1 protein-coding gene is annotated in these 775 nt (G+C 53.3%); it reads right to left on the bottom strand.

What is annotated here, in order from left to right; translation table 11 throughout:
• Window positions 1-744: transposase (locus ACTNBU_RS12655; RefSeq protein WP_441034448.1), on the bottom strand; the 744-nt coding region annotated here is incomplete at its 3' end.
• Window positions 745-775 lie beyond the last annotated feature (31 nt).

Below are 775 nucleotides of genomic sequence, written 5' to 3'. Positions count from 1 at the left end.
ATTTGGAAATCTCGGAAAAATGACCAGCTCGCCGAGGTCAAAATCGTAGTCCAGAGCCCAACCGCAGTCAGGCGCAAAAAGGAGACGTAGTTTGCGCTCCATATTTGCGGCAAAGAAGCCCATCGCAATTGAGGTCATGGAAGTGTCGGGCAAACGAGTCATGACCCGGTCCAAGCTATATCGGCGCTTGACGACACCAAATGTTCCCTCAATCACGACGCGGTCGCAGCCATCCTGGTAGATCTGTTTGCTTTCTGCCTGCTTCTCCTCTGCCGACTTCCGTCCCAGCCTGGGACCTGAAAGACGGATCCCCAGCGAGGTGCACCAAAGCCGATTTTCTCTGCCGGGATAAGCCCGGTCTGCCAGAATCGTCTTTGGATAGAAGCCAAAGGTCTCCTTATATTCCTCAACGACCTGCTGCAGACTTCTGCTCTCAGAGTAGTTGTTCCAGTCAGCCTTCATCAGGAAAGCGTAACCACCCACAAGACCTACTATGACTTTGGCACCAAACTCAGTAGGACATCCCGCTTTACCGCGCACAATAGGGCGAACGTGCGGCTGATCGATGCTGACGATGCGGTCTTCTATCTGATGACTCTTCCGCACATACATGTCCCACTGTTGGCGGCAGAGTTCCTGGATCACCAACAGCTTCCTGTAAAGGTCATCCCCCAACAGCGATAAGGACACGCCGTGGGCCACCATCTTCTCGATGTAGCCGATATCCCTCTGGATATATTGCAAATTCCCGCGGAGAACCATCCGCGTTTCTCGT

Origin of the sequence: Dysosmobacter sp. HCP28S3_G4, assembly GCF_052065175.1 — a bacterium.
Lineage (GTDB): Bacteria > Bacillota > Clostridia > Oscillospirales > Oscillospiraceae > Oscillibacter.
Note: the sequence above shows the minus strand (reverse complement) of the source record. Positions and strands in the feature narration are given on the sequence as shown.